At 64.2% G+C, this 20,624-nt stretch carries 20 protein-coding genes; 8 read left to right on the top strand and 12 right to left on the bottom strand.

The genetic code is table 11. The features are described 5' to 3' along the window. Positions 1 to 138: 138 nt before the first annotated feature. The gene (locus MOE34_RS12765) at positions 139 to 1,995 is read left to right on the top strand and encodes an ABC transporter ATP-binding protein (protein WP_242217416.1); all 1,857 of its coding nucleotides are present in this window, start codon (positions 139 to 141) and stop codon (positions 1,993 to 1,995) included. Positions 1,996 to 2,035: 40 nt separating this feature from the next. Here MOE34_RS12765 and MOE34_RS12760 read toward each other — a convergent pair whose 3' ends face one another. Together MOE34_RS12760 and MOE34_RS12755 are read right to left on the bottom strand one after the other, a co-directional pair. Continuing rightward, entirely contained in the window at positions 2,036 to 2,326 is a 291-nt protein-coding gene (locus tag MOE34_RS12760) for an addiction module antidote protein (RefSeq protein ID WP_242217414.1), read from the bottom strand. 1 nt (position 2,327) lies between these two features. Beyond that, positions 2,328 to 2,627: a type II toxin-antitoxin system RelE/ParE family toxin gene (locus MOE34_RS12755; protein ID WP_242217412.1), complete on the bottom strand. Its 300-nt coding sequence runs from the start codon at positions 2,625 to 2,627 to the stop codon at positions 2,328 to 2,330. 120 nt (positions 2,628 to 2,747) lie between these two features. Between MOE34_RS12755 and MOE34_RS12750 the strand changes: the two genes are divergently transcribed. The 5 genes from MOE34_RS12750 (at position 2,748) to MOE34_RS12730 (ending at position 8,296) form a co-directional block, all read left to right on the top strand. Further along, the gene (locus MOE34_RS12750) at positions 2,748 to 4,616 is read left to right on the top strand and encodes an ABC transporter ATP-binding protein (protein WP_242217409.1); all 1,869 of its coding nucleotides are present in this window, start codon (positions 2,748 to 2,750) and stop codon (positions 4,614 to 4,616) included. 263 nt (positions 4,617 to 4,879) lie between these two features. After that, complete coding sequence (gene petA / locus MOE34_RS12745) at positions 4,880 to 5,458, top strand: ubiquinol-cytochrome c reductase iron-sulfur subunit (protein WP_242217407.1); 579 nt, start codon at positions 4,880 to 4,882, stop codon at positions 5,456 to 5,458. 14 nt (positions 5,459 to 5,472) lie between these two features. Continuing rightward, positions 5,473 to 6,741 (top strand): cytochrome b, encoded by a 1,269-nt coding sequence (locus MOE34_RS12740; protein WP_242217404.1) that lies wholly within the window; start codon positions 5,473 to 5,475, stop codon positions 6,739 to 6,741. Positions 6,742 to 6,767: 26 nt separating this feature from the next. After that, positions 6,768 to 7,646: a cytochrome c1 gene (locus MOE34_RS12735; protein WP_242217402.1), complete on the top strand. Its 879-nt coding sequence runs from the start codon at positions 6,768 to 6,770 to the stop codon at positions 7,644 to 7,646. Positions 7,647 to 7,753: 107 nt separating this feature from the next. Next, the gene (locus MOE34_RS12730; RefSeq protein WP_160786868.1) at positions 7,754 to 8,296 is read left to right on the top strand and encodes an adenine phosphoribosyltransferase; all 543 of its coding nucleotides are present in this window, start codon (positions 7,754 to 7,756) and stop codon (positions 8,294 to 8,296) included. Positions 8,297 to 8,462: 166 nt separating this feature from the next. Here the strand turns inward: MOE34_RS12730 and MOE34_RS12725 are convergent, their stop codons facing one another. The 3 genes from MOE34_RS12725 to ychF form a co-directional block, all read right to left on the bottom strand. Beyond that, positions 8,463 to 8,930 (bottom strand): MaoC family dehydratase, encoded by a 468-nt coding sequence (locus MOE34_RS12725; protein ID WP_242217400.1) that lies wholly within the window; start codon positions 8,928 to 8,930, stop codon positions 8,463 to 8,465. Continuing rightward, positions 8,917 to 9,324 (bottom strand): MaoC family dehydratase, encoded by a 408-nt coding sequence (locus MOE34_RS12720; RefSeq protein ID WP_242223991.1) that lies wholly within the window; start codon positions 9,322 to 9,324, stop codon positions 8,917 to 8,919. Before MOE34_RS12720 ends, MOE34_RS12725 begins: the two co-directional genes overlap by 14 nt. Positions 9,325 to 9,532: 208 nt before the next feature. Further along, a complete protein-coding gene (gene ychF / locus MOE34_RS12715) occupies positions 9,533 to 10,636 on the bottom strand; it encodes a redox-regulated ATPase YchF (RefSeq protein ID WP_242217398.1) in 1,104 nt (367 codons plus the stop codon). A gap of 158 nt (positions 10,637 to 10,794) precedes the next feature. Here ychF and clpS point away from each other — a divergent pair, with 158 nt between their 5' ends. Next, the gene (gene clpS / locus MOE34_RS12710) at positions 10,795 to 11,106 is read left to right on the top strand and encodes an ATP-dependent Clp protease adapter ClpS (RefSeq protein ID WP_242217396.1); all 312 of its coding nucleotides are present in this window, start codon (positions 10,795 to 10,797) and stop codon (positions 11,104 to 11,106) included. A gap of 4 nt (positions 11,107 to 11,110) precedes the next feature. Here the strand turns inward: clpS and pth are convergent, their stop codons facing one another. From pth to MOE34_RS12690, 4 genes are all read right to left on the bottom strand, one after another. After that, positions 11,111 to 11,824, bottom strand: a complete 714-nt coding sequence (pth, locus tag MOE34_RS12705) for an aminoacyl-tRNA hydrolase (RefSeq protein WP_242217394.1) — start codon at positions 11,822 to 11,824, stop codon at positions 11,111 to 11,113. 68 nt (positions 11,825 to 11,892) lie between these two features. Then, the gene (locus MOE34_RS12700) at positions 11,893 to 12,645 is read right to left on the bottom strand and encodes a substrate-binding periplasmic protein (RefSeq protein WP_242217392.1); all 753 of its coding nucleotides are present in this window, start codon (positions 12,643 to 12,645) and stop codon (positions 11,893 to 11,895) included. Between the two features lie 16 nt (positions 12,646 to 12,661). After that, positions 12,662 to 15,055: a putative bifunctional diguanylate cyclase/phosphodiesterase gene (locus tag MOE34_RS12695; RefSeq protein WP_242217390.1), complete on the bottom strand. Its 2,394-nt coding sequence runs from the start codon at positions 15,053 to 15,055 to the stop codon at positions 12,662 to 12,664. A 225-nt stretch (positions 15,056 to 15,280) separates the two neighbouring features. After that, on the bottom strand, positions 15,281 to 15,883 hold the full coding sequence (locus MOE34_RS12690) for a 50S ribosomal protein L25/general stress protein Ctc (RefSeq protein WP_160786876.1): 603 nt from the start codon (positions 15,881 to 15,883) through the stop codon (positions 15,281 to 15,283). 238 nt (positions 15,884 to 16,121) lie between these two features. Here MOE34_RS12690 and MOE34_RS12685 point away from each other — a divergent pair, with 238 nt between their 5' ends. Further along, positions 16,122 to 17,579, top strand: coding sequence for a hypothetical protein (locus MOE34_RS12685; RefSeq protein ID WP_242217388.1), 1,458 nt, complete (start codon positions 16,122 to 16,124; stop codon positions 17,577 to 17,579). A gap of 1 nt (position 17,580) precedes the next feature. On the opposite strand, the gene MOE34_RS12680 is transcribed toward MOE34_RS12685, so the two are convergent. From MOE34_RS12680 to MOE34_RS12670, 3 genes are all read right to left on the bottom strand, one after another. Next, complete coding sequence (locus tag MOE34_RS12680) at positions 17,581 to 18,765, bottom strand: benzoate/H(+) symporter BenE family transporter (protein ID WP_242217386.1); 1,185 nt, start codon at positions 18,763 to 18,765, stop codon at positions 17,581 to 17,583. Positions 18,766 to 18,889: 124 nt separating this feature from the next. Further along, the gene (locus MOE34_RS12675) at positions 18,890 to 19,492 is read right to left on the bottom strand and encodes a Kazal-type serine protease inhibitor family protein (protein WP_242217384.1); all 603 of its coding nucleotides are present in this window, start codon (positions 19,490 to 19,492) and stop codon (positions 18,890 to 18,892) included. Positions 19,493 to 19,639: 147 nt separating this feature from the next. Continuing rightward, positions 19,640 to 20,572, bottom strand: coding sequence for a ribose-phosphate pyrophosphokinase (locus MOE34_RS12670; protein ID WP_242217383.1), 933 nt, complete (start codon positions 20,570 to 20,572; stop codon positions 19,640 to 19,642). Positions 20,573 to 20,624 lie beyond the last annotated feature (52 nt).

Genomic DNA, 20,624 nt, shown 5'->3' with positions numbered 1-20,624 from the left:
CGGATTCCCTGATTGCCCTCATTTCAAATCGCCGTGTGACGTTTTTTCGTCGCCGCGCGGCAAACCTCCGGAACCCCTTCCCGAACGCGCCGTTGCGCGCTGTCCGTGCCGGTTCCGTCTTTCATTACGGAGAAAGCCATGTTCGGCTGGTTCGAAAGTCGTTTGAATCCCTATCCTTCGGAAGCGCCCTCGCTGCCGCCGAAGGGCCTTTTCGCCTTCCTGTGGCACTATACGCGCCCCGCCGCGCCGTGGCTGGCCCTGCTCGGCTTCTGCTCCATGGTGCTGGGCATTGCGGAAGTCGTGCTGTTCCAGTTCCTCGGCAATATCGTGGACTGGCTGTCGGCCGGCGATCCCGCCACGTTCCTCGCCCGCGAGGGCAATACGCTGATCTGGATGGCCGCCCTGCTGCTCGTCCTCATTCCGGGCGTCGGCGCGCTGCACACCATGACCATGCACCAGGCGCTCGCGGGTAATTTCCCGATGATCGCCCGCTGGCAGATGCACCGCTACCTCATCCGCCAGAGCATGGCCTTCTTCTCGAACGAGTTCGCGGGCCGCGTCTCGACCAAGGTGATGCAGACGTCGCTTGCCGTGCGCGAGACGGTGATGAAGATCATCGACGTCTTCATCTATGTGGTGAGCTACTTCGTCTCGATGATCGCGATCATCGCGTCGGCGGAGCTGCGTCTCGTCGTGCCGCTGCTGATCTGGCTCGTCGTCTATCTGTGCATCCTGCGCTATTTCGTGCCGAAGCTCATGGTGGTCTCGCGCGAGCAGGCGGATGCGCGCTCGATGATGACGGGCCGGATCGTCGACAGCTACACCAATATCGCGACGGTCAAGCTGTTCTCCCATGCCGGCCGCGAGGAAACCTATGCCCGCGAGGGCATGGATGAATTCCTCGTCACCGTGCACCGGCAGATGCGCCTCATCACGCGGTTCAACATCGCCATCGACATCAACAACGTCATTGCGATGTTCCTCACGGCGGCCGTCGGTATCCATTTCTGGATGTCGGGCGAGGTGACCGTGGGGGCGGTGGCCGTCGCCATCGGCCTTGCCATGCGCATCAACGGCATGTCGCAGTGGGTGATGTGGGAGGTGACCGCGCTCTTCGAGAACATCGGCACGGTCTTCGACGGCATGGGCATGATGACCAAGCCGCACGACATCAAGGACCGGCCGCAGGCCCCGGCGCTGCCGGCCGCCAAGGGTGCCATCAGCTTCGACCATGTCCGCTTCCACTACGGCAAGAACAAGGGCGTGATCGAGGACCTGTCGCTCAACATCGCGGGCGGCGAGAAGGTCGGCCTCGTCGGCCGCTCCGGCGCCGGCAAGACGACCCTGATGAACGTGCTCTTGCGCTTCTACGATCTGGAGTCCGGCAAGATCACGATCGACGGCAAGGACATCGCGACGGTCACGCAGGATAGCCTGCGTTCGCAGATCGGCGTGGTGACGCAGGATACCTCGCTGCTGCATCGCTCGATCCGCGACAACATCGCCTACGGCAAGCCGGATGCGACCGACGCGGATATCATCGAGGCGGCCAGGCGGGCCAATGCCTGGGACTTCATCGAAAGCCTCAGCGACCAGCAGGGCCGCTCCGGCCTCGACGCTCAGGTCGGCGAGCGCGGCGTGAAGCTCTCCGGCGGCCAGCGCCAGCGCATCGCCATCGCCCGCGTCTTCCTGAAGGACGCGCCGATCCTGGTGCTGGATGAGGCGACCTCGGCGCTCGATTCCGAGGTCGAGGCGGCGATCCAGGAAAACCTCTTCGCCCTCATGGAGGGCAAGACGGTGATCGCGATTGCCCACCGCCTCTCGACGCTGACGGAGATGGACCGCCTCGTCGTGCTCGACAAGGGCCACATCCACGAGATGGGCACCCATGCCGAGCTGGTCGCAAGAGGCGGCATCTACGCCGACCTCTGGACCCGCCAGTCCGGCGGCTTCATCGCGGATGACGCGGCCGAGGCCGAAGCGGCGGCGGAGTGAAAAACAAAGCATCCCCGCCATGTGGGCGGGGATGCCGTTCCTATGTGCCGGTGCGTTTCGAGGTCAGTTCAAGCCCTAGGGCGTGCATGATGGTCAGCATGGATTTCAAGGTTGGATTGCCATCGGCGGCGAGCGAGCGATAGAGCGCTTCGCGGGCAAGGCCGGTTTCCCCGGCGACCTTACTCATGCCCTTTGCGCGCGCGACGACGCCGAGAGCATGCGCGATATATCCGGCATCTCCGCTTTCGAAAGCATCCTTCATGAAGATGTCGACGGCTTCGTCGGAGGTGAGCGCTTCCGCAGGATCATAGATATGCAAGGCTTTGCTCATGTCAGTCGTCCAGTTGAGCTGCAAGTGTTCTGGCGGCCACGATGTCCCGTTTCTGTGTGCCCTTGTCGCCGCCGCAAAGCAGAACGATGATTTCGTTGCCTCTCCGCGTGAAGTAGATGCGATATCCTGGGCCGTAGTGGATACGGATTTCACTGATCCCCTCGCCGACGGATTTGACGTCGCCGAGGAGGCCATAGGCGACCCGGTTCAGCCGGGCGGCGATCAAGGCCCGCGCCCTCGGATCGTTGAGCGCGCGCTCCCATTTTTGAAATGTGTCCGTCTGCCTGATCAGGATCGCCATATCGATTGTAACTTTAATATTACGGCTTCCGGAAATCAAGCTCGGGCTTGACTGTCGAAGCGTGCCATATCTTGCCGATCTTTAATTTGCCCCCCACTCAAAAACTCCTATATCGAGGACATGATCTTCCGGCCGCTCTTCTCCCTTTTCGAGAACTGGATCCAGCCCTTCGCGCGGCAGGATGATCTGCGGCCGCCGAAGAGCCTGCTTGCCTTCGTCTGGTTCTATGTCGGGCAGGCCAAGGGGCCGTTCGCGGCGTTGCTGGTGCTCGGCGGCATCACGGCGGGCATCGAGGCGGCGACGTTCTGGTTCGTCGGGCGGCTGGTCGACATGCTGGCGACCGTGACGCCGGGGCAGGGATGGAACGGATTGCTTTCGGCGCATGGGCCGGAACTGCTGCTGATGCTTGGCCTCATCGGCATCGTGCGCTTCCTCGTCGCATTCCTCACGGCGCTGGTCGACCAGCAGGTCATCACGCCGGGTTTCTACAATCTGGTGCGCTGGCAGTCCTATGTGCATGTCGCGCGCCAGTCGCTCTCCTTCTTCCAGAACGATTTTTCCGGCCGCATCGTCACCAAGGTCTGGTCGGCGGGGCAGGCGACGGGCGATGTCATCACCTCTTTCATGGAAAGCGTCTGGTTCGTCACGATCTATACGGCCTCGACGCTCGTCCTGCTCGGCCGGCTCGACTGGCGGCTGGCGGCGGTGCTCGTCGTCTGGCTGGCGGTCTTCGCCGTGCTGGCGCGTCACTACGTGCCGCGCATCCGTGAGCAGGCGCGGCTTTCCGCCGAGGCCGGGTCGATGATCAGCGGGCGCATGGTCGACGCCTATTCCAACATCCAGACGCTGAAGCTTTTCGGCCGCGACGACGCCAACGACCGCTACATGCGCGACGGCTTCGAGACTTTCCAGGCCACGATCCTGAACTTCACCCGGCTGCTGACGGCCGTGCGCGCCTCCATGGCCTTCCTCTCGGGCCTGATGATCGCCGGCATGGCGGTATTGTGCATCCATCTCTGGCTGGGCGGCATCGTCAGTTCCGGCGCGGTCGCCTTCACCATGGCGCTGGTGCTGCGGCTGAACTTCCTGCTCAACCGGCTGATGACGCAGCTCAACGGCATCATGCGCAATATCGGCACGATCCAGAACTCCGCCGACCTCATCTCCCAGCCCATCGGCCTCGTCGACAGGCCGGACGCAGCGGAACTGAAGGTTGCGCGGCCGGATATCCGCTTCGACAACGTCCGCTTCCATTACGGCCGCAAATCCGGCGTCATCGAGGACCTCTCGCTCGCCGTCCGCCCCGGCGAGAAGGTCGGTATCGTCGGACGCTCCGGCGCCGGCAAGTCGACGCTCGTCAACCTGCTGCTGCGCTTCTACGATCTGGAAGGCGGACGCATCCTCGTTGCGGGGGAGGATATCGCGGCGGTCACGCAGGAGAGCCTGCGCGCCAATATCGGCATGGTCAGCCAGGATACGGCTCTGCTCCACCGTTCGATCCGCGACAACATCCTCTTCGGCAATCCGGATGCCAGCGAGGCGGAGATGATCGAGGCGGCGCGCAAGGCCGAGGCGCACGACTTCATCCTCCAGCTCGAAGACCAGCGCGGTCGGCGCGGTTATGACGCGCATGTCGGCGAGCGCGGCGTCAAGCTTTCCGGCGGCCAGCGCCAGCGCATCGCCATTGCCCGCGTCATGCTGAAGGACGCGCCGATCCTCGTGCTCGACGAGGCGACCTCGGCGCTCGATTCCGAGGTCGAGGCGGCGATCCAGTCGAACCTCGAGCGCCTGATGCGCGGCAAGACCGTGCTCGCCATCGCCCACCGCCTCTCGACCATCGCCGCGCTCGACCGGCTGATCGTCATGGATCGCGGCCATATCGTGGAGGAGGGAACGCACGCGGAACTGGTCGCGCGAGGCGGTCTCTATGCGGATCTGTGGGCGCGCCAGTCGGGCGGATTCCTCGGCCACGAGGAAGCGGCGCAATAGCGCCGCCGGGCGTCGTTTTTCGCTCGGTTTTTCAGCCGGTAAGCCTTGAAAATTCAAGGCGGCGCATCTGCTTTGTCAAGATGCCGGCTTTTTCCCGCGACAATGTGCCCACCTCCCCTTGCCAAGGCTGGACATAATTTGCGATCAAGCATAGAACGCGCCGGATTGACGGGGAATCTATGGCCGTATTGTGTCCGGATCTTGCCGGTTTCCAAAGGGGCGTTGCGGTTTCCGCAGACATTGCGTGAGAGGATGGTTTAGCCGTGAGCGAACACGAGACAACAAGCGAATCCATGGGCGAGCCCACTCGCCGCGATTTCCTTTACCTGACCACCGGCATGGCGGGCGTCGTGGGCGGCGTGGCGGTTGCATGGCCGTTCATCGACCAGATGCGCCCGGACGCGTCCACGCTGGCGCTCGCCTCCATCGAGGTCGATGTCTCCAGCCTGGAACCGGGCATGTCGCTGACCGCCAAGTGGCGCGGCAAGCCGATCTTCATCCGCAACCGCACGGACAAGGAAGTGGAAGAGGCGCGCGCCGTTCCGCTCACCGACCTCAAGGACCCGATCGCCCGTAACGCCAACGTCGCTGCCGACGCAGAGGCGACGGACCTCGATCGCTCCGCCGGCGAAGGCAAGGAAAACTGGATCGTCATGATCGGCTCGTGCACCCATCTCGGCTGCGTGCCGCTCGGCCAGTCCGGCGACTTCGGCGGATGGTTCTGTCCCTGCCACGGTTCTCACTACGATACCGCCGGTCGTATCCGTAAGGGTCCGGCGCCCGAGAACCTTGCTGTGCCGACCTTCTCGTTCGTATCCGACACAGTCATCAAGATCGGTTGAGGGGACTACTGATAATGAGTGCTGAACATTCAACCTACCAGCCGACGACTGGCATCGAAAAATGGGTCGACTCGCGCCTGCCTCTGCCGCGCATGGTCCATGACAGCTTCGTTTCCTATCCGGTTCCGCGTAACCTGAACTATGCCTACACCTTCGGCGCCATGCTGTCGGTGATGCTGATCGTGCAGATCCTGACCGGCATCGTGCTCGCCATGCATTACGTGGCCAGCGTCAACGAGGCCTTCGTCTCGGTCGAGAAGATCATGCGCGACGTGAACCACGGCTGGCTGCTGCGCTACATGCACGCCAACGGCGCATCCTTCTTCTTCATCGCGGTCTATCTGCACATTGCCCGCGGCCTCTACTACGGCTCCTACAAGGCGCCGCGCGAAATCCTCTGGATCCTCGGCGTGGTGATCTACCTGCTCATGATGGCCACCGGCTTCATGGGCTACGTTCTGCCCTGGGGCCAGATGTCCTTCTGGGGCGCGACGGTCATCACCGGCTTCTTCTCGGCCTTCCCGTGGGTCGGCGAGTGGATCCAGCAGTTCCTGCTCGGCGGCTTCGCCGTCGACCAGCCTACGCTGAACCGCTTCTTCGCGCTGCACTACCTCCTGCCGTTCATGATTGCCGGCGTCGTCGTCCTGCATATCTGGGCACTGCACGTCACCGGCCAGACGAACCCGACCGGTGTCGAGGTGAAGTCCAAGACCGACACCGTTCCCTTCACGCCCTATGCGACGCTGAAGGACGCCCTCGGCGTATCGGTCTTCCTGATCGTCTTTGCCTGGTTCGTGTTCTACATGCCGAACTACCTCGGCCACCCGGACAACTATATCCCGGCCGATCCGCTGCGCACCCCGGCCCACATCGTTCCGGAATGGTACTACCTGCCGTTCTACGCGATGCTGCGCGCCATCACCTTCAACGTCGGCCCGATCGACTCCAAGCTGGGCGGCGTCCTGGTGATGTTCGGCTCGATCATCATCCTGTTCTTCCTGCCGTGGCTCGACACCTCCAAGGTTCGTTCCGCCGTCTACCGCCCGTGGTACAAGCTGTTCTTCTGGCTGTTCGTGGCCAATGCCATCATGCTCGGCTGGCTCGGCGCCATGCCTGCTGAAGGTATCTACGTCGTCCTCTCGCAGCTCGGTACGCTCTACTACTTCGGCTTCTTCCTGGTCATCATGCCGGTCCTCGGCCTGATCGAAACCCCGAAGCGCATTCCGAATTCGATCACGGAAGCGGTTCTGGAACAGAAGAACGCCAAGGCGGCCAAGGCCTGAGACGAGCGACGAAAGGAACCATGACAATGAAAAAGCTTGTTGCAGGCATTCTGTCGCTCGCACTCGTCGCCGGCCTCGGCGTCTCCTTCGCCACGGCGGAAGAGGCGGCGCCCGCCGCCGGCGCGGCAGCGGAACACGCCACCCCGCATTTCCCCATGCACCACCCCCGGGAACAGGAATGGTCCTTCGCCGGCCCGTTCGGCAAGTATGACAGGGGGCAGCTCCAGCGCGGCCTCAAGGTCTATACCGAAGTCTGTTCTGCCTGCCATTCGATGAACCTCGTCGCTTTCCGCACGCTGGAAGGCCTCGGTTACTCGGAAGCTCAGGTAAAGGCCTTCGCGGCGAACTACGAAGTCGAGGACGGCCCGAACAGCGACGGTGAGATGTTCACCCGCAAGGCCGTTCCGTCCGACCACTTCCCGTCGCCGTTCCCGAACGTGCAGGCAGCGGCCGCCGCGAACAACGGCGCGGCTCCGCCGGACTTCTCGCTGATCGCCAAGGCGCGCGGCATCACCCGCGGCTTCCCGCAGTTCGTCTTCGATATCTTCACGCAGTACCAGGAAGGCGGGCCGGACTATATCTACTCGCTGCTGACGGGCTACGATGAAGAGGTGCCGGCGCATCTCGAAGTCGCCGAAGGCACGCACTTCAACCCGTACTTCGTCAGCGCCGCGGCGCTCGCCATGGCAAAGCCGATCTCCGACGACCAGGTCACCTATGACGATGGCTCGCCGCAGACGGTCGACCAGTATGCCCGCGACGTCTCCGCCTTCCTGATGTGGGCCGCTGAGCCGCACCTGGAAGCACGCAAGCGCACCGGCTTCATGGTCATGGTCTTCCTGGTGATCTTCACCGGCCTGATCTACCTGACGAAGAAGTCGGTCTACGCGAACAAGGAACACTGAGCGGCTAGCCGCTCTGTCGAAAGGCGGCCTCCGGGCCGCCTTTTTTGTTGTGGGGCCGCGCCTCACCTGCAATAACCGGACGAAGCCCTCCGCAGTCGGGAACCTCCATGTCTACGCTTGAAAACGAACTCGTCGCCGCGATCCGCAGCATTCCGGACTATCCCAAGCCCGGCATCGTCTTCCGCGACATCACCACGCTGCTCGGCAATCCGCGCGCCTTCCGCCGTGCGGTGGACGAGCTGGTGCATCCCTATGCGGGCATCGGCATCGCCAAGGTCGCCGGCATCGAGGCGCGCGGCTTCATTCTCGGCGGGGCCATGGCGCACCAGCTTTCGACCGGCTTCGTGCCGATCCGCAAGAAGGGCAAGCTGCCGCACGAGACCGTACGCATCGCCTATAGCCTGGAATACGGCGTGGACGAGATGGAGATGCACAAGGACGCCATCAAGCCGGGCGAGAAGGTGATCCTCGTCGACGACCTGATCGCGACCGGCGGTACGGCGGAAGCGGCGGTCAAGCTGTTGCAGCAGATGGGCGCGGACATCGTCGCGGCCTGCTTTATCATCGACCTGCCGGGCATCGGCGGGCGCAAGAAGCTGGAAGCACTCGGCGTGGAAGTGCGCACGTTGGTGGCCTTCGACGGGGATTGAGGGCGGGCCGTCTTCGGATGGCGGCCTCTCATCCGGCCTGCCGGCTACCTTCTCCCCGCAAGCGGGGAGAAGGAGATATGCCGCGCCGCTTTCCCAGATCTTCAACGGTGCATGGAGCAAGTCCCCGCTCGCTGGAGAGGGGCAGGCTCTCCGATCGGCGAGAGCCTCAGACGAACTCCAGAACCGTGCTCTCGAACCGGATGACCGGCTCGCCCTTCTGGTTTCGGCCGGCATTGAGGATCGTGTTGATCAGCCGGTCCGAACGCGAGGCGAGTTCGCGCGATCCGGTGAGCGTCACCGAGTAAGTGATGGTGTCGCCGGCGAAGACCGGCTTCAGCCAGGCGAGCTTGGTGAAGCCCGGGGAGGGGCCGAGATTCGGGGGCGCGATACCTTTCGCGGCGAGGCGCCTGCATTCGTCCATCCAGAACGGCACGAAGCATTTCATCCAGCCCGCGCTCGTATGCCAGCCGGAGGCACAGAGGCCGCCGAAGAGGGCGTGCCTTGCCTGTTCCTCGTCGAGGTGGAAGGGCTGCGGGTCGAAATCCTTCGCGAAGCGGATGATGTCCCCGGCCGTGAAGGTGAGGCTGCCGATATCGACCGCCTCGCCGAAAGGATAAAGCTCAGCCATCCGCATGGTCGGCTCCTTTTGCGGCAAGCCGCAGCATGTTGATGTATTCGCAGACGGCGACGGTCTCGCCGCGCTGGTTCGTCACCTCGGCGCGCAGGCGCACGATGCCGATGTCCGGCCGCGAGCGCGAGATGCGGGCTTCCAGCACCTCGCAGTATCCGCCGAGTGTATCGCCGGCGAGCACCGGGCGCTTCCATTCCATGAGATCGACACCGGGCGAGCCTTCCGAGGTGGAACCGTCGATATAGGCCTCGAAGAGCATGCGCATCATCACCGCGCTGGTGTGCCAGCCGGAGGCGGCGAGGCCGCCGAGGATGCTGGCGCTGCCGACCACCTCGTCCAGATGCATCGGCTGGGGATCGAATTCGGCCGCGAAGGCGACGATCTCCTGTGCCGTCATCGTGCGCTTCGAAAATTCGAAGCGGCGGCCGGGCGTGAAGTCTTCAAAGGTGTAGCTGGGCACGATCCCGTCCATTCTGTTGCAAGGGCACAATGGCGAGGGCGGTCTGCTTTGGCAAGCTCGGCCGCCCTTGCATCGGTCCCCGTCAACGAAAACCGCCGCCCCTCGGGTCAGGGACGGCGGCTGAAATACCGGGGATGCGGTTCGCTTACGTGTTGAAGCGGAAATGGATGACGTCGCCGTCCTGAACCACGTATTCCTTGCCTTCGTCGCGGCCCTTGCCGGCTTCCTTGGCGCCGACTTCACCCTTGTAGGCGATGTAGTCGTCATAGGCGATGGTGAAGGCGCGGATGAAGCCGCGTTCGAAATCGGTGTGGATGACGCCGGCTGCCTGCGGGGCCTTGGTGCCGCGCACGATGGTCCAGGCGCGGGTTTCCTTGGGGCCGACGGTGAAATAGGTGATGAGGTCTAGCAGATGGTAGCCGGCGCGGATGAGCCGGTCGAGACCGGCTTCCTCGAGGCCGAGCGCGGAGAGGAATTCGGTCGCTTCCTCTTCGGGAAGCTGGGCGACCTCGGATTCGATGGCGGCCGAGATGATGACGCATTCGGCGCCCTGTTCCTTCGCCATGGCGGCGACGGCTGCAGTGTGGGCGTTGCCCGTCGAGGCGTCCGCTTCAGCGACGTTGCAGACGTAGAGGACCGGATGCGACGTCAGGAGGTTGAGGCCCTTCAGGACCTCGATCTCTTCCGGAGCCAGCGTCTTCAGCAGAAGACGGGCCGGCTTGCCCTCGTTGAGGAGCTTGACGACGGCTTCCATGATCGGCAGCTGCGCCAGTGAATCCTTGTCCTTGCTGGCCGCCCGCTTGCGCGTCTGCTCGACGCGGCGCTCCAGGCTTTCCAGGTCGGCGAGCATCAGCTCGGTCTCGATCGTGTCGGCGTCGCCGACCGGATTGATCCGGCCTTCGACATGGGTGATGTCATCGTCCTCGAAGCAGCGCAGCACATGCACGACGGCATCGACTTCGCGGATGTTGGCGAGGAACTTGTTGCCGAGGCCTTCACCCTTCGATGCGCCGCGCACGAGGCCGGCGATGTCGACGAAGGAGATGCGCGTCGGGATGATCTCCTTGGAGCCGGCGACGCTTGCGAGCGCCTTCATGCGCGGATCCGGCACGGCGACTTCGCCGGTATTCGGCTCGATGGTGCAGAAGGGATAGTTCGCCGCCTGGGCGGCCGCCGTCTTGGTCAGCGCGTTGAAGAGGGTCGACTTGCCGACATTCGGCAGACCGACGATACCGCATTTGAAGCCCATGGAAATGGTCCGTTCGTCTTGGAAAAATCGTTGCCCTCGCTATGGGGGAAGGACGGGGCAGGGTCAAGGGCCTGCGGCCCGCACGGCCTTGAAGTCGCCCCGCCTGCGGTGCACAATGGCCGTACACCGCTCGAAGCCAACAGTCCGAGGAGCTTCCCATGAGCAATGGTGACACGATCCTTACCCCGAAGACCGTCACGAAACCGAAGCTGCAGCGGCCGAGGCTCTACAAGGTCATCCTCGTCAACGACGACTATACGCCGCGCGACTTCGTTGTGCTGGTGCTGAAGGCCATCTTCCACATGCCGGAGGAGACGAGCTACCGCGTGATGCTGACCGCCCACAGGATGGGGACCTCGGTGGTGGTCGTCTGCGCGCGCGATATTGCCGAGACCAAGGCGAAGGAGGCGACGGACCTCGCCAAGGAGGCGGGCTTCCCGCTGCTCTTCCAGACCGAGCCGGAGGAATAGGCCGTTACTTGTCCTTGTCGCCGAAGAGCTTCTTCAGCATGTGGGCCATCGGCCCGCTGGTCGGCAGCGCCTTCGGCTGGGCGTGGTTGCGCGCGGCGCGGATATGGGACTGGCCGGCGGGTTTCTTCGCCGGCGCATCCTCCTCCGGCTTGCTTCCGGTGGCGAGCGCCAGCTTGTTCATGAGCTGCGAATCCTCGCCGCGCACCAGTATGGCGGCGTTGATACCCAGTTCGTCCAGCAGCGGGTCGAGCCAGGCATGGTCTGCCTTGGCGAAATCGCCGAGCACATGATTGGTGACGAGTTCCTTGGCGCCCGGATGGCCGATGCCAAGGCGTAGCCGCCGGTATTCCTTGCCGCAATGGGCGTCGAGCGACTTGATGCCATTGTGCCCGCCATGGCCGCCGCCGACCTTGATGCGGGCCTTGCCGGGGGCAAGGTCCAGCTCGTCGTAGATCGCGACGATATCCTTCGGCGCCAGCTTGTAGAAGCGCATCGCCTCGCCGACGGATTCGCCGGAAAGGTTCATGAAGGTCTGCGGCTTGACGAGCAGCACCTTCTCACCGGCCAGCTCGCCCTCGGAGATCTCCGCCTTGAACTTCTTCGACCAGGGCGAGAAAGGGTTCTTGCGGTGGATGGCGTCCAGCGCCATGAAACCGATATTGTGACGGTTGCCCGCGTATTTTGCGCCCGGATTGCCGAGCCCGGCGATGATCTGCATGGAATGGTCCGCCAAAAGCTGTGTTCGACCTTCACCACCGCGAAAGCGGCTGGAAGTCAACAGGCAGGCTATTCCTTCGCGCCGTTTTCCGTCGTGCGCGGGGTTGGCGGCAGGCCGTAGGCGGCAAAGATGCGGTCCTGCTCGCCGCTTGCGATCAGCTTGTTCAACTCGGCCTGCAGGCGGGCGATGAGGGTCGGAGGCGTCTGCTTGTTGCAGGCGATGCCGAAGATCTGGCCCGACATCGCCATGGCTTTTTCCACCGGCTCTCCCCGCCGCACGAGGCTTTCATAGGTCTTGATGGAGGTCGGCATCAGGTCGATGCGGCCGGAAACGAGCTTGCGCACGGAAAGGTCGATGTCGGCGGCAAGATCGATATTCGTGAAGCCAAGGCCTTCCAGCACCTCCACGGCGAAGTCACCGCGCTGCGAGCCGACCTTCATGCCGAGTGCTTCCTTCATGGAGGCCGGTCCCTTGCTGCCGTCCTTGCGCTTCAGCAGCACCATCTCGTCCTTGAGTGTGGGGGTGATCCAGGCGAACTGGCGGGCGCGCTCGCGGTTGTATCCGGCCGTGAAGATGCAGTGCATCGACCGGCTCCGCACCATGGCGAAGGCGCGCGCCCAGGGCATGATCTCCATCGTGTAGTCGATGCCGGCCGCTTCGGCGATCGCGGTGACCTGATCGACGGTGATGCCGGTGATCTTGCCGTCCTTGAGGAAATTGAAGGGTGCGTATTCCTCGGTGATGAAGTGCAGCGGCTCGGCGAGCGGTGCGGAAAGGGGAGCGAGTGAAAGGCCGAGCGCCAGGAGCAGTCTCTTCATCATCCCCTCTCCCCGTTTCTCAAGATGCCGCTGCCCGGCGCCCGGGCGCCTGGGACGGGGCGATGTCGTCCAGCTTCTCCAGGAGCGCATCGAGCGGTAGCGGCCGGCTCAGCAGGTAGCCCTGGGCGAATTCGATATCCATCGCCTGCAGGATATCCCATTGCTCGGCGGTTTCGACGCCCTCGGCCACCACGGCGCAGCCCATCTGGTGCGAGATGGTCCGGATGCCTTCGACCAGCATGCGGCTCTTGCGGCGCAAATCCACCTGGTCGCTGGAAAGCGAGCGGGTGAAGGACTGGTCGACCTTCACGATATCGACCGGGAAGCGGTTGAGGTAGCTCAGCGAGGAATAGCCCGTGCCGAAATCGTCGAGCGCGATGCGGCAACCGAGGTCGGAGAGCGCATCGAGCACCTCGCGCACCACCGGGTTGTCGAACATCAGCACCGCCTCGGTGATCTCCACGACGATGCGCGCCGGCGTGATGCCGCTTTCCAGCAGCAGCGCGGCGAGGCGGGCGGGCAGGGCGGGTTCGAATTGCAGCGGCGAGAAATTCACCGCGAGGTAGCTGTCGGCCAGCCCGTCACGCTTCGAGATGACGGCGAGGCTGGCGATGGCTTTCGACAGGATGCAATCGCCGATCTTGCCGATGGAGCCGTTCTCCTCGGCGACGCCGATGATCTCGGCCGGGGGCAGCAGGCCGCGCTCGGGGTGGTTGAGGCGCATCAGCGCCTCGAAGCCGGCCACGCGGCCATCCGCAAGGCTGACGATGGGTTGAAGGTGGACCGTGAACCAGTCGCTGCGCAAACCCTGCTCGATGGATTGCTCGATCTCCAGGCGCGTGCGGGCGATATCGACCATGTTGCTGTCGAAGAGCTGTACGCCGTTCTTGCCGCCGCGCTTGCGCGCATACATGGCCATGTCGGATTTCTGCAGCAGGCTGGCCGCGGTGGTCGCATGATCGGGGTAGAGCGCGACGCCGACGCTGGCGCTGACATGCAGCTCCGCGCCGTTGACGAGGAACGGCGCGTGCAGGCTCGCCACCAGCCGTTCGCTGATGTCGAGGGCGAGTTGGCGGGCGTCCGGCGCGGTGAGCAGGATGGCGAACTCGTCGCCACCGAGCCGGGCGATGATGTCGCTGGCGCGCAACTGGCGGCGCAGGCGCATCGCCACCTGGCAGAGCACGTCGTCGCCGGCTGCATGGCCGAGATTGTCGTTGATCCACTTGAAGCGGTCGAGGTCGACGAAAAGACAGGCGAGCTGCTGGCCGCGCGCGTCCACCTCGCCGATCATGTGGTCCAGCATGGATTCGAGACCCTGCCGGTTGAGAAGGCCGGTCAGGTGATCGGTGATCGCCTGGCGGTGGTTGCGGTTTTCCGCTTCCTTGAGTTCCGTGACATCGGTCATGACCGAAAGGGACAGGGCATGCCGGTCGCTGCTGGCCTCCGCGCCGGTCTCCAGGATCAGCACGTCGATCATGCTTTCGTCGGCGCAGCGGAAGCGCACCGTGACTTCGCAGATGCCGCCGTCCGATGTGTTGGTGGCGTGGCGGCTGCGATAGGCCTCGCGCCATTCCTCGGCGACGAAGGCGGTGAAATCCTCGCCGATCGCCTCCTCGCGGCGATAGCCTGTCGCGCGGAGCCAGTAGTCGCTGACGGCGGTGATGCGGTTCTCGCCGTCGATGGAAAACAGCATGGCGGGGGTGAGGTTGTAGATGTCGGTAGCGCGGGCATGGGCCAGCTTCAGCTCCAGCTCGTCGCGCTCCAGTTTGCTCTGCATCGCGTTGAAATTGTCGGCGAGCGCGCCCATCTCGTCGTTCGACGTCCAGTCGACATGGTGGCGTGAGCCGAGTCGGCGCGTGGCCTCGATGGCCGCCGTCAGCCGCATCAGCGGCCGGATGATCGTGATGCGGTTGCCGATGAGGGCGGCGGTGAAAAGCGTGGCGACGGCGAAGAAGAAGATGGCGAAAATAGCGATCTCGTCCTTCGTGAAGCGCGAGAAGAGGCCTTCCTGCCTCAGCCAGATTTCCGCCGTGCCGACCTTCTGGATGCCGTCGGAGGCCTTGTGGAGAATGTCGGTCCGCACGATGGAGCGGGCCTCTCCCGGATCGGGTGCGACGGCGGGCTTGCTGATATCGATGACATCGGCCGTGTCGCGCACGCGAACGAGGCCGATGGCGGCATCGGCCTGCAGGTCGGCGACGATCTGGTCGATGCTCTCCTTGTCGAAATCCCACAACGGCTTGCCGAGCGCCTGCACGTTGGTCTTCAGCAGGACCTCGGTGTTCTGCAGGCGCTCGCGCGCCACGCGGTCGGAGGACAGGATCAGGAACAGGACGAAGAGCGGGGCCACGAAGACGAGCAAGGCGCCGATGACGATGGCAATGAAGCGGCTCTCAACCGAATGCACTTTCATGCCGGTTGCCCTCCTGCCGCTCTGCGAAGCCAGCCCATATGCCCCTCTTTGGCGCGCGACGTTTTCCGGGGCTAGATTTTCACCAAAGTCTTAAATGTTGCTGAAATATCGGTTCGGAAAAGTGCTGATAATTCAAACTTGTCGCGGCGGCAGTGCAATGACTGCGCAAAGAAAAACCCCGCGTCCGGGTGGACGCGGGGTTCGCAGGAATGCGGTCGAAGGCGCTTACTCGGAAGCGGCTTCTTCTTCCTTCACGCCGGCAGCCGGGACAGCGATCGTGGCGATCGTGAAGTCGCGGTCGGCGATGACCGGGCTGGTGCCCTTCGGCAGCTTGACGTGCGAGATGTGGATGCCGTCGCCAACCTTGAGGCCAGCGAGATCAGCCGTGATGAATTCCGGAATGTTGCCGGCAAGGGCGTGCAGCTCGACTGCATGGCGAACGACGTTCAGGACGCCGCCGGCCTTGATGCCCGGGGACTTCTCTTCGTTGACGAAGTGAACCGGAACTTCGACGACAACGTGGGTGTCGCCCGAAACGCGCAGGAAGTCGACATGCATCGTGAAGTCGCGGACCGGATCAAGCTGGAAGTCCTTCGGCAGGACCTTGATCTTCTCGCCGTTGACGTCGATCGTCGCGACCGTCGTCTTGAAGCCGCCGGCGTGGATGCGCTGGGTCACTTCCTTGGTCGAGATGGCGATCGACAGGGGGGCCTGCTTGTCGCCGTAGATAACTGCAGGAATAAGGCCGTTGCGGCGAAGTTCACGGGAGGACCCCTTACCAACCCGTTCGCGCGTTTCGGCCTTGAGCTCGTAGGTGTCGTGGCTCATGGCTTTACCTTTCATGTGTTACTGGAGAGCTTGTCCCGGCGGAGAATGCTCCAGCCGCGCCAAACTTGAGGATTTCGTGAAAGCCTCATCCGCGTTGCCTCCAAGGGTGTCTACGCGGACGGGGGGTCGATAAACGAGAATGGCCGAAAATGCAAGGCCTGCGCCGGGTTCGTGTCCGGATTGACAGGGTGCCGCCGCATATGGATGTTCGGGCCAGATCGGTTCGGCATTGGAGGCCATGATGAGAAGACAGATCCTGATGGCCTCGGCCGCCCTTGCGTTGGTATCCGCAAGTCCCGCCTTTGCCCAGCAGGTTTCGCCCGCCGAGGCGCAAAGCATCCAGCAGCGCCTCACGCGCTACCTGCCGCAGGAGATGATCGACGCCGGTCTGGTCACCGTCAGGGCCGCGACCTCGTTCTACGAGCTGCGCTTCGATCCCGCCGTGTTTCTGGACAAGGCGAAGAGCGGTGCGGTCGCCATCGAGGGCCTGAAGCCCATGACAGCTTATCTGCGGCCGCTGCCGGAAGGCACCTACCGCATCGAGGCGAACGAGAGCCTCGACATCAAGGGGGCGGTCACCCTCGGGGAGGAGAAGAACGCCTTTTCCTACGTGATCGATTCGATGAAGCTCGACGGTGTCTACGATCCCGAGATCCTCTACTTCACCTCGGCGGACTGGACCACCGGGCGGCTGGCCTTCTCCAGCAGCTCGCCGCGGGAAAGCACGACGGCGAGCTTCGGTGAGACGGCGATCCGTACCGTGGCGGAGAAGAAGGGAGCCGATGCGCTCGACATTTCATCCACGGGCGTGATGAAGGCCTTCGCCCAGACGATCACGGGCGGTGAGACCGGCCGCGTGGAGATCGGCGCGGATGCGGTCGACATCGACGTGAGCATGGACGGCGCGCGCTACAAGGTCCTGCAGGACTTCGTCTTCTTCGTGCTCGACAACATGCACAAGGAAAAGCTCGAGCCGGCCGAGGCGAAGCAGCTCATGGGCCTGCTGCGCGCTTCGCTTCCGGTGTTCGACAACCTGACCGAGAAGATCAGGGCCTCGAACGTGACGGTGGGGACGGAGCAGGGCAGTTTCGGCGCCGAGGCCGTTACCTATGATCTCTCCATGAACGGCATCGCCCACTCGACCCGTTTCGGCTTCGGCTTTGGCGTCGAGAAGCCGAAACTGCCGGCCGGCCTGCTGCCCGCGGCCTATGAGGGCGTGCTGCCGGAAAAGGCGACCTTCGGGCTGGCGGTGGCCGACCTCGATCTCGCCGGCGCCGTCAATTATCTCGTCGATCATGCCGACTTCACCAAGTCGGAGCCGCTGACCGAGGCGCAGAACGCGGAGCTGGGCCGTATCGTCCTGCCGAACGGCGCGATGACCGTGGAGTTCGAGGACGTATCCGCCGTATCGCCGGTCTATGACGTGCACCTTTCGGGCAGGATGACGGTCTATCCGGACGACAAGGAGCGCCGCAGCGCGGATGTGACGATCACCATGCGCGACTTCGACAAGACCGTCGCCTATCTCCAGAAGAATTCCGCGACCGTGCCGGAATTCGCCCAGGCCTCTTTCGGCCTCCTGATGATGAAGGGGCTTGCCCGCGATGCCGGCGACGGCGCGCAGGCCTGGGACCTCACGGTCGGCGAGGACGGGAAGATGCTGGTCAACGGCCGCCCGCTGCCGTTCCAGCAGTAGCCTATTTGCGCAGGCTGGCCACCAGGCGGGAAAGCGCCAGCATCAGGCCGCCCGCGATCAGCCCCCAGAACGCGCCGGAAATGCCGGCGAAGGAAACGCCCGAGGCGGTGACGAGGAAGGTCACCGCCGCCGCTTCCCGCCCGTCCGGTTCCCTGAAGGCGTTGAGTGCGGAGCCGGCGAAGGCGCTGATGAGCGCAAGGCCCGCCACGGCCTGGATGAGGATCGGCGGTGCGAGGCTGACGAAGGCCGTGACCGCGCCGGCCGCAAGCCCGAAGATCACGTAGAAGACGCCGGCATTGATCGCCGCCCAGTAGCGTTTTGCCGGGTCGGGATGGGCGTCGCTGCCCGCGCACATGGCGGCTGTGATGGCGGCAAGGTTCACCGCATGGCCGCCGAAGGGCGCGGAGAAAAGCGAGAAGAGGCCCGTTGTCGCGAAGAGCGGGCCGGGATTGGGTTCGTAGTGGTTCACCTTGAGCACGGCGATGCCGGGAATGTTCTGCGAGGCCATGGTGACGATGAAGAGGGGCAGCGCGATGCCGACGAGGCCGGCCACGGTGAAGGCGGGCGTGACGAATTCCGGCTGCGGCAGCAGCGCGGCGGAAAGGCCGGAGAGCGCGCCGTCCGGAATCTCGACGCCGAAGGCGAGCACGGCGACGAAGGCGGCGAGCGCTGCCGGAACGGCATAGAGCCGGTTGATGCTGCCGACGACGATCCAGGCCAGCACGATGGGCAGGCCGAGCAGGGGATTGAAGGCGATGGCCCTGACCGGCGCGAAGCAGAGGCCGATCAGCACGCCGGCCAGCATGGCGTTGGCGAGCGTCGCCGGGATAGCGGCGACCATGCGGCCGAGCGGCTTCCAGAGGCCGGCGACGACGATCAGCGTCGCGCAGACGAGGAACCCGCCGACCGCCGTCGCAAAACCACCCTCGACCGCGCCGGAACTGGCGAGCAGGGCCGCGCCGGGCGTCGACCAGGCGATGGAGACGGGCAGGCGTGTGACGGTGCTGAGCACGATGGCGCAAAGGCCCATCGAGACCGAGAGCGCCATCAGGCCGGAGGCGGCCTGCGCTTCGGTGGCGCCGACACCCGTCAGGCCGTGCAGCACGACGGCGAAGGAGCTGGCAAAGCCGACGAAGGCGGTGAGCAAGCCCATGAACAGGGCCTGAGCGGAAAAATCACGAAGCATGGCGACATCTATGCGGAAAGGAAATGCCCACTGGTAACAGGCGGCGCGGGGCTTGGAAACAGGGTGCCGTATAGGAAAAACCCCGCCTTGCGGGCGGGGTTTCCGGTTTCATGCGGGAAGGCGATCAGTAGCCGGAGCATTCGCCCGGGCTGACGATGCGGTAGCCCTCGGCATCCGCCGAGCAGGCATTGCCGAATGTCCTGCGGTCGCGGCCGCGCTGTGCGCAGACCGGGTTGTATTCCATCGTGCAGGCGCGTTCGCCTCTGCCCGGCCGGTCGCGATCACGGTCGCCGCCGCCCCAGCCGCTATCGGGCCGGCGCACCTGGCACTCGCCGCGGCCGATGATGTCGAAGCCGCTGCGGCGCGCCTCGCAGGCATTGGCGAAGGTCTGGCGGTCACGGCCGTTCGCGCCGCAGACCGGATTGTATTCACGCGTGCAGGCGCGGCCGTCGTCCGGGCGGACATCGGGACGCCCGCCACGGCGGCACTCGCCGCGGCTGACGACGCGGAAGCCGCTCGAGCGTGCTTCGCAGGCATTGGCGAAGGTCTGCTGGTCGCCGCCGCGTGCGCCGCAGACGGGGTTGTATTCCATCGTGCAGGCCTGCGGGCGAGGACGCGGGCGGTAATCGCCGCCGCCTTCATCGACCTCGACCGAGCAGGCGACGAGCGTGCCGGCGGCGATCAGGATGGCGATGCGTCCGGCCAGCCGGGTGAGGAAAGGCGACATCAGAGGTCCTCCAAATGAATCTCGCCGGACCGTAACGCAAAAGTGATGCATCCGGTATCGGGGCGAAGAGAAAAAACAGGGATTGGCAAAAGGAAAGGCCCGCGCCGCCATCGGGGCGCGGGCCTTTCGAAACGAAACGGTGTCTTCTCAGTCGAAGAGGCTGGAAACCGATTCTTCCGCGCTCGTGCGGTTGATCGCTTCGCCAAGCAGGTTCGCGGTCGTGATGACACGGATATTGTGGGCGGACTGGACGGCCGTGGTCGGCTGGATCGAGTCCGTGATCACCAGTTCCTTGAGCTTGGAGGAGGTGACGCGGGCAACCGCGCCGCCCGAAAGCACGCCATGGGTGATATAGGCGGTGACGCTGGTCGCGCCGTTCTTCAAGAGCGCCTCGGCGGCGTTGCAGAGTGTGCCGCCCGAGTCGACGATATCGTCGATCAGCAGACAGTCCTTGCCGGTGACGTCGCCGATGACGTTCATGACTTCGGATTCGCCTGCGCGCTCGCGGCGCTTGTCGACGATCGCCAGCTGGCATTCGAGACGCTTGGCCAATGCGCGTGCGCGCACCACGCCGCCGACGTCGGGCGAGACGACCATGACGTTCTGGAGATTGTAGTTCTCCTTCACGTCGCGCGCGAGGATCGGCACGGCGTAGAGGTTATCGGTCGGAATGTCGAAGAAGCCCTGGATCTGGCCGGCATGCAGGTCCAGCGTCATCACGCGGTCGGCGCCGGCCTCGGTGATGAGGTTGGCGACGAGCTTGGCCGAGATCGGCGTGCGCGGGCCGGGCTTGCGGTCCTGGCGGGCGTAACCGAAATAGGGGATCACGGCCGTGATGCGGCGCGCCGAGGAGCGGCGCATCGCATCGATCATGATGAGCATTTCCATGAGGTGGTCGTTCGTCGGGAACGACGTCGACTGCACGACGAAAACGTCCTCGCCGCGCACGTTCTCCTGGATTTCAACGAAGATTTCCTGGTCTGCGAAGCGTCTGACCGTGGCACGGCCGAGCGGAACATTCAGATAATTGCAGATCGCTTCGGCCAGAAGCCGGTTCGAATTGCCCGCGAAAACCTTCATCTATGGTCCGCCTGTTATTATGCTGATGGGGGGCGTTTAAGCGGCAAAATCC

The sequence above is a fragment of the Shinella zoogloeoides genome (genome assembly GCF_022682305.1).
In the GTDB taxonomy this organism is placed as follows: domain Bacteria; phylum Pseudomonadota; class Alphaproteobacteria; order Rhizobiales; family Rhizobiaceae; genus Shinella; species Shinella zoogloeoides_B.
The sequence above is the reverse complement of the archived record's forward strand: the minus strand, read 5'-3'. Positions and strand labels throughout refer to the sequence as shown.